Raw genomic sequence first — 7,415 nt, forward strand, 5'->3', positions numbered from 1 at the left:
GCGATGCGCAACTCCAGCTGGTACGAATTGTCTCTCGTCGCCCCCGGCGTCGCCAACCCTGTGCCTCCGGTCTTCGGCTCCGGCTACAGCGACGCGCTGGAGGACATCGGCGAAGACGGCTGCGTGCCGGTTCCGGACGGCGCCGGGCTCGGCGTCGCATATGACTGGGACTACATCCTCGCCAATCGCACCGCCTATCAGGAGTTCACCCTGAAAAAGCATGGCGGGGTCGCGAAATGACGGCCACATACGACGATATCATCGTGGGAGGGGGGCCGGCGGGCTGCGTCCTGGCCAACCGCCTGTCGGCCTCGGGGGCGAACCGCGTCCTGCTGATCGAGGCCGGGCCAGACTTCAAGCCGGGCCAGGAACCCGACGAAATCCGCGACGTCTATCCCTACCGCGCCGCCTTCAACCCCGACTATCAGTGGCGCGACATGCGCGCCCGGCTGATGCCGCTCTCGCATAATGATCCGGAGCGTTCGCCGCTGAAGCCCTACATCCAGCCGCGGGTGATCGGCGGTGGATCGAGCATGAATGGCGAGATCGGCAACCGGGGACTGCCCGCCGATTACGACGAATGGGCTGCGCTCGGAGCCGAGGGCTGGGATTGGGACGGCGTGCTGCCCTATTTCCGCAAGCTGGAGACGGATATGGACTATGACGGGCCGCTGCACGGCTCGTCCGGTCCGATCACGATCAGCCGGGTGATGCCCGAGGAGTGGCCCGGCTTCACGCGCGCAACGATGCAGGCGCTGACGGCGGCGGGCTATCGCAACATCGGCGACCAGAATGCCGTCTTCGAGGATGGCTGGTTCCCGATGTCGCTGACGACCAATCGACGTTCGCGCCGCTCGGCGGCGATGGGCTATCTCGACACCGCGACCCGGCGGCGGCCGAACCTCACCATCCGCTCCGGCGTCAAGGTCGATCGCCTGCTGCTGGAGGGCCGGCGCGCCATCGGCGTCGCGATTGGCGCGGAGCGCCTCACAGCGCGCCGGATCATCGTGTCGGCCGGGGCGCTGGAAAGCCCCGCACTGCTCTTGCGGGCGGGAATCGGCGAGGCCGCTCGCTTGAAAGAGGCGGGCGTCGCGGTCGTCCACCACTTGCCCGGGGTCGGCCAGAACCTGAACGAGCATCCCTCCATTGCCATGTCGTCATGGATCCGGCGCGGACACCGGCTCGGCAGGACCCCGCGGCGGCATGTGCAGGCGGCCTGGCGCTATTCCTCCGGGCTCGAGGACTGCGAGCATGGCGACATGTTCATGGTCGTCGTCTCGAAGTCCGCGTGGCATCCGATCGGGAAGCGCATCGGCTCGCTCTTCAGCTGGATCAACAAGCCCTATTCCACCGGCTGGGTACGGCTGAATCCGGAAAATCCGGAGGGACGGCCCGAGATCGCCTTCCAGATGCTGTCCGACCCACGCGACATGGCGCGGATGAAGCTGGCGGTGCGCCGGATGTGGTCGCTCTACGCCTCGGACGAATTGCGCCGGGCTTGCAGCGATCCCTTCGCCGCCACCCATGGCGCGATGGCGAAGCTGGTCGGAGGAGTGAGCCTGCGAAACTGGCTGGTCACGCTCGGCCCGGCCATTCTGACCGAAGGGCCGGGGCCGTTGCGCAAGCTGCTCGTCGACCGCCTCTTCGCCAGCGGCGACGATATCCCGACCGCACTGGCGAACGACGATGCGATGGAGGAGATGATCCGCAAGCACACTATCGGCGGCTATCATCCCTCCGGCACCTGCCGGATGGGGCGCCCTGACGACCAGGCGGCTGTCGTCTCGCCACATGACGGTGCCGTGCACGGGATCGGCGGGCTGCATGTGATCGATGCTTCGGTGATGCCTTGCGTGCCGAGGGCCAACACCAACCTGCCCACGACGATGCTGTCGGAAAAACTGGCGGATGGTCTGATCTGAAGCCGCGTCATGCAGCAACGGCAATAAGCGAAGCAGGCCTGCGCCGGATGCGCGGGGGGCTGCCGTGATCGAATGGCCGCCATGAACCTTCTGCGCCATTATCCGGATCGGCTCGACGAGATGGGGATTGCCGCAGGCGGTGAAGAAGACCCGGTCGCGATTGGCGCGAAATGGCAAGACGGGCCGGCGGCCCATGCTGGAAATGCCGCGACGACATTTCCAGCTGGACGGATCTCGGGAATCCCCCGACCCATGGCTGACAACGAGCCGAAGCACGGGCGGGGACCCATTCGGTTCCGACCTGATGAGCAAATGGATCAAACACGCCAATGAGGTGCCGTTCTATGCGAATGACGTCGGTCTACAGCCTGAGTTTCCTGGTTCTCGCGCCATGCGTGGCATATGCGCAGACGGTTCCGGTGAACGTCGACAACTTCAAGCGCGCCGAGACCGATTTCTATATGGCCAAGACGGCCGCCGACGGCGGCTTCGGCAAGTTCGCCCATAACAGGACGCCGACGCCGATCGACAAGCAGCCCGTGGTCCGGATGAACCGGGATACGCTCTACTCCCAGGGGCTCTTCGACCTCGACGCCGGCCCGGTGACCATCACCCTTCCCGAAGCCGGGAAGCGCTTCATCTCGATGCAGGTCATCAGTGAAGACCATTACACCCCGATGGTGGTCTACAAGCCCGGCCGCACGACGCTGACCAAGGACAAGGTCGGCACCCGCTATGTGTTCGTTGCGGTCCGTATCCTGGTCGACCCCAACGACGCCAAGGACCTCGCGCAGGTTCACGCGCTGCAGGATGCGCTGAAGGTTGAGCAGAAGTCGGTTGGCAAGTTCGAGGCCCCGAACTGGGACCTGGCTCAACAGAAGAAGATCCGTGACGCGCTCGAAGCGCTGTCGGCGGCATCCGGCAGCTTCACCAACGCTTTCGGCCCGAAGGGCAAGGTCGATCCGGTCAAGCATCTGATCGGCACGGCAGCCGGCTGGGGCGGCAACCCCGACAAGGACGCATCCTACCCCTCGTTCACCCCGGCCAAAAACGACGGCACGACGGTTTACAAGCTCAAGGTCAAGGATGTCCCCGTCGACTCGTTCTGGTCGATCAGCGTCTATAACGACAAGGGCTTCTTCGAGAAGAACGATTACGACGCCTATTCGGTCAACAGCATCACCGGCAAGAAGAGTGCCGATGGCGCGTTCGACATCCAGTTCGGCGGCTGCGACGGAAAAATCGCGAATTGCCTGCCGATTACGAAGGGGTGGAATTACACATTCCGGCTCTACCGTCCCCGGGCGGAGATCCTGAACGGCAAGTGGGCGATGCCGGTCGCGCAGCCTGCATCGTAGACGGCATCAGCACCGTTCGTCCGGCCGGCAAGCAGCGGAAATCTTCCACCCGCTCTTGCTGTTGGCCGCATGGTGAAACCGGCACGGCGGTCCTCTGCCGTTCCGGTCATCCTCCGACGGAGACTGAAGCTTCGCAACCTCGGCGTCCTCGCTCCGGACCGGATGAACACCCTATTGAGAGCTCAAGTCTAGGGCATGCACTCATAATTCCACGACCTCCGCTTACCCCAACGGCGGTGTGAGGCGCAGAAATGAGAGAAGCAGACAAGGAATCGTCCTCCATTCCCCGCCCTCGGTTCAGCGCAGCCGTCGCGGGATTGAGCCCGTCTACTAGTCGTGGAGCGCTTTTGCGAGTGCTCAACGCGGAATAACGTTTTCACCCGCCAGAATAGGGCGGGTGAAAGATATTATTATTCAATGCCAACACAATTATTTGAACTCTTGCATTTCGCCCGCGATAGTACACTCCTTCCATGCTGATTTGCCGATATTTGTGACCCCACTCCCGGTTTCGGCGTGGGCAGTTACCGTGACTGCTTTCACATTCGATACATCTACTTCAAAATTTCCGGTTTTTAGTCTCAATGGCTCTCTCTCATACGAAATCGAGCAACTCTGGTTGCGCCCTGTGCCTTGCTGACTGACCCATTTTATCTTCGTCTCGTCGACAAAACGGTCGTTTGGCACTTGAAATCGAAGTGACGCGTGGGTCGTCTTTCCTTTATCGGATCCTGATTTAACCTCTTGAGCACGCACAGTGTACGGCCCGAACGCTTCCGCGTTTGCGGGGCAATAAAGAGCGATCGTCAATCCGATACCAAGTATTCCACGAGTAGCGAGCTTCATGTTGTAACCCCCTGCTTTCCTTGGTTAGCGTTGCACAATCAGGTTAGCGACGAACACACAATCCCAATACATGCTCTGTTTCCAGGCCTGCTCGGAATCCGTTCGTTCCCATGCCCATTGGAATCGCCGCTCAGAAGGCTTTTCCTTAGTAGGGCAAATTGAGAGTAGGGCGCTAGAAGTTACCGCCATGGGATCTTCGCGCACGTAAGAAAAAAATGCATTCTGTGGCTCACCGCGAAGCTTGAACGCTTGGAGAGCGATTTTTGCACCATCGCCTTCGCGTTCAAGAGCTTTCAACATCAAGATTTGAACGGCGGCAAGATGAAGAGGAAATCCGACTTTGTTAACGGCGGCACTACCTGCCACGAATATGTCAATGGCGGGAACTTGCGGTAATTTGAGTGACGACGTAATCTCTTCGCAAAGACCTCTTTTTCCATCAGTATATCCTGCGATTGCTTCGATCCAGGCACAATCAACCGGCCTCAGCGTGCATCTTTTATCCGCTTGATCATCGGTACAGTAGCGAGGCCACCCTTTAACAATACATGTAGAAATCGTAATCAAGCACGGTCTCTTCTCGTTTATCCACTCAATCCATCTGTTGAATGCTTGGGCATCTTTGGTGCGGATTAAATATGCGAATACCCCCAGCGCCTGATCAGCGGAAAACGAAACGTCATGGTCCGGTGCCTCCCAACCAATGCGTCTCGGAGATCGCCACCAACGACCATCTGGTCCTTGCGATTGCTTTACAGCGTCGCAGCCAACCTGCTCGCCGGAAAGACAGAGCAGGCCGTTGAATAGCGTCATGTCGCCATCATCACACTCACCTGATCCCGGACTGCCTTCTTTTGACGGAAATTTACCAGAAGGTCCGCTACAAAAGAATGCGCTTGCAAGCCAATACTCTCGCGACGACCTTAACCGTTCCGTTTGAGCCTGGCCGGCAGCAGAAAACGTTAGTAGCCCTAGCAGAAATGTTGCGATGCAACTTCGGATCTTCCACGGCATGGAAAACTCCTCAGCTTACGATCAACAGTATTGATAGCTTGCAGAAGTAGGCATCAATGGATTCTCGCAGCCCTGGATCGACGATGAAGGGCTGCAATGCCGCAAGGCAGCTTTCTTATTGCGCCGCAGTAGGATTGCTAACAGACGTTGCCGTCAGGGCGGACAAAAGGAATGCCAAATTGAGTCTTGGCCGCGTCGTCATGGATACCTCGCGTAAGGTAGCGCTATAGGAATCCGAGCAAGATGATCAATAAGACATATCGGCCGTCCTTTGACAACACTGATATGTTCCAAATCACCGGCGGCAAGCGAGGTGAACATTGCCGCGATCACCGCACCACTACGTGACGGCGATGCGATCCTCCACAACGCGCCGTTGAGCGGCGCTCCCGCACCCGCATGCAGCATCGATTTGATCATCGACGATATCCGCGATGGGCTGCGCGGTCGGCCCCTTAAGCTCGTTTCCGTCGCCGGCGGCTGGCTGCATCGCACCCGCAAGGTATTCTGCGACGCAATCTGGACCGCTCGCGGGATCGTCCGAGCTCCGGTCAAGCCGCTCTCGCAGACTGAGAGCCTCATCCTGCTGTGCATCGCCGACTTCCAACCGATCACGCGCGGACAGCTCGGAGAGTTCTTCGGCAAGGAGGTCAGCCGCGACACGATTGGCCATCTGCGCGACCTCGGCTTCATTGCGGCCGGGCCGCGTAGCCGAGCCCGATGCAACCTACACAGATGTGACGACGAAGGGTTTCCTCTCACATTTCGGCTTCGAGACGCTGCAGGACCTCCCTGACATGGAAGCACTTCAGGACGCTGGTCTGCTCCGAAAGGACGCCTTACTCTCCGGCCAGCTGACCCCCGAGTTCGGGGTCAACAAGCCAGAGGACTAGGTCACCGACTCATAAGGCGCATCCAGATTTTTGGCTGAAGCGAGTTTGACGAGAGCAAGGTAGTTTTCGCTGTGCTTTTCGAAGCGGGTGGCGACGGCACGGAAGTGCTTGAGTTTGCTGAAGAAGCGTTCGACGAGGTTGCGGTAGCGGTAGAGGAAGGCGCTGAACGGCGGGCGGCGTTTGCGGCCGGGCATCGGCTTGATGTTGGCCCACGCGCCGCGCGCGGCCATCCGAGGCGCAAGGCATCACTGTCGTAGGCGCGATCGGCGAGCGGCACGTCGCCGCCGCCGAGCGTATCGAGCATGCTGGCGGCGCTCCTGCCATCGTGTGCTTGTCCGGGCGTCAGCTTAAGCGTGATCGGCAGGCCGCGCGCATCGACCAGCGCGTGAATCTTGGTGGTCAGTCCACCGCGCGAGCGCCCCATGCATCTGTCGTCAGGCTCACGCCCCGGGGGCGGTATCCGGCGCGCCCCCTTTTTACCGTTGGCACCGATCATCTGCACATCGCCATCGTAAACCCTTGATACAGCATAGAAGAGCTGGTCCCATACGCCCGCCTTGCGCCATCTGACGAAGCGGTTGTAGCAGGTCGTATACGGGCCGTAGCGCTCGGGAATGTCCGCCCAGGGCGAGCCGGTCCGAAGACGCCAGTAAATCCCGTTCAGAACACGCCGGTCATCAACCCGAGGCACCCCGCGCGGCTTGCTCGGTAGCAGCGGTTCGATCACCGACCACTCGAAATCCGTCAACTCGTAGCGAGGTTGGCCCATCAGCAGCTCCCTTCAAGAAGCTTGAATCAGAACCTTGCAGCTACCGTCAGCAGTTTACGAGTGCGTGACCTAGATCATCGGACCGGATATCGTATCCGGTCCGATGATCTAACTTCTATGTTTGCGTCGGCCTTCCCGAAAACTGCAATCCACCTTCCGGGCCGATGCCTTAGAACCTGACGTCGATCCTGCCTTTGAGGGCATGATCGCGGGCATTGTCGCTGATCGCAGCGCCGTAGCTGACGCCGAGCGTGGTGGTCGCGGTGGCGCGCCAGGCGAGGCCGGCCTCGGCCACCAGGGCGTTGCGGGCAAGCGGGGCGGCAAAGGTCTGGAACGGTGTTGCGGCACCGATGAAGGCGAGCTTGGCCGCGGGTGTGGTGTCGCCGAAGGCATGGCGCCAGCCGAGCATGCCGCGGGCCAGCAGCGGCGTGGCGCCCAACTGCATCTCGGCCCGCAGGCCGAGCGTCGAGAAGCCGAGGCGCTGGTCGCGGCCGAGCACCTGCAGTGCGGTGGGGCCACCTGTCTCGGCGTCGCGGCTGGTGCGGACCGTGACGGCTGCGATCTGCGCAAAGGGCTCGAACGAGACCGGCCCGTAGGGCAGGGCGTAGCCAAT

7 protein-coding genes and 2 pseudogenes are annotated in these 7,415 nt (G+C 60.9%); 5 read left to right on the forward strand and 4 right to left on the reverse strand.

Annotated features, from left to right (window positions below; genetic code table 11):
* From AB4099_RS34900 to AB4099_RS34915, 4 genes and pseudogenes are all read left to right on the forward strand, one after another.
* Window positions 1-240, forward strand: a pseudogene (locus AB4099_RS34900) (hypothetical protein); the annotation flags it as partial.
* Window positions 237-1,922 carry a GMC family oxidoreductase gene (locus tag AB4099_RS34905; RefSeq protein WP_441481461.1) on the forward strand — a complete coding sequence of 562 codons (1,686 nt, stop codon included), beginning with the start codon at window positions 237-239 and terminating at the stop codon, window positions 1,920-1,922. The pseudogene AB4099_RS34900 and the gene AB4099_RS34905, both read left to right, overlap by 4 nt.
* Window positions 1,923-2,003: 81 nt before the next feature.
* Window positions 2,004-2,255 carry a hypothetical protein gene (locus tag AB4099_RS34910; RefSeq protein ID WP_441481462.1) on the forward strand — a complete coding sequence of 84 codons (252 nt, stop codon included), beginning with the start codon at window positions 2,004-2,006 and terminating at the stop codon, window positions 2,253-2,255.
* Between the two features lie 17 nt (window positions 2,256-2,272).
* Window positions 2,273-3,280: a DUF1254 domain-containing protein gene (locus tag AB4099_RS34915; protein ID WP_441481467.1), complete on the forward strand. Its 1,008-nt coding sequence runs from the start codon at window positions 2,273-2,275 to the stop codon at window positions 3,278-3,280.
* Between the two features lie 429 nt (window positions 3,281-3,709).
* Here the strand turns inward: AB4099_RS34915 and AB4099_RS34920 are convergent, their stop codons facing one another.
* On the reverse strand, window positions 3,710-4,126 hold the full coding sequence (locus AB4099_RS34920; protein ID WP_441481463.1) for a hypothetical protein: 417 nt from the start codon (window positions 4,124-4,126) through the stop codon (window positions 3,710-3,712).
* Between the two features lie 24 nt (window positions 4,127-4,150).
* On the reverse strand, window positions 4,151-4,939 hold the full coding sequence (locus AB4099_RS34925) for a hypothetical protein (RefSeq protein WP_441481464.1): 789 nt from the start codon (window positions 4,937-4,939) through the stop codon (window positions 4,151-4,153).
* A 559-nt stretch (window positions 4,940-5,498) separates the two neighbouring features.
* Between AB4099_RS34925 and scpB the strand changes: the two are divergent.
* Window positions 5,499-6,033: pseudogene (gene scpB, locus AB4099_RS34930) on the forward strand (SMC-Scp complex subunit ScpB).
* Here the strand turns inward: scpB and AB4099_RS34935 are convergent.
* Both AB4099_RS34935 and AB4099_RS34940 read right to left on the reverse strand, forming a co-directional pair.
* Window positions 6,030-6,802, reverse strand: a protein-coding gene (locus AB4099_RS34935) for an IS5 family transposase (protein WP_441481465.1) whose coding sequence is annotated in 2 segments (ribosomal slippage) — window positions 6,030-6,268 and window positions 6,268-6,802 — 774 coding nt in all. Because the reading frame shifts where the segments join, the coding sequence is not laid out codon by codon here. The pseudogene scpB and the gene AB4099_RS34935 overlap by 4 nt on opposite strands.
* A 169-nt stretch (window positions 6,803-6,971) precedes the next feature.
* Window positions 6,972-7,415 (reverse strand): autotransporter outer membrane beta-barrel domain-containing protein (locus tag AB4099_RS34940; protein WP_441481466.1); only part of this gene is annotated, 444 nt, incomplete at its 5' end.

Source organism: Allobosea sp. 2KB_26, from assembly GCF_052115715.1.
Classification (GTDB): Bacteria; Pseudomonadota; Alphaproteobacteria; order Rhizobiales; family Beijerinckiaceae; genus Allobosea.

What these genes read in the sequence shown, in the direction of transcription:
- AB4099_RS34905 (WP_441481461.1), top strand. Translation starts at nt 237, where the DNA reads ATGACGGCCACATACGACGATATCATCGTGGGAGGGGGGCCGGCGGGC.
- AB4099_RS34910 (WP_441481462.1), top strand. Translation starts at nt 2,004, where the DNA reads ATGAACCTTCTGCGCCATTATCCGGATCGGCTCGACGAGATGGGGATT.
- AB4099_RS34915 (WP_441481467.1), top strand. Translation starts at nt 2,273, where the DNA reads ATGACGTCGGTCTACAGCCTGAGTTTCCTGGTTCTCGCGCCATGCGTG.
- AB4099_RS34920 (WP_441481463.1), bottom strand. Translation starts at nt 4,126, where the DNA reads ATGAAGCTCGCTACTCGTGGAATACTTGGTATCGGATTGACGATCGCT.
- AB4099_RS34925 (WP_441481464.1), bottom strand. Translation starts at nt 4,939, where the DNA reads ATGACGCTATTCAACGGCCTGCTCTGTCTTTCCGGCGAGCAGGTTGGC.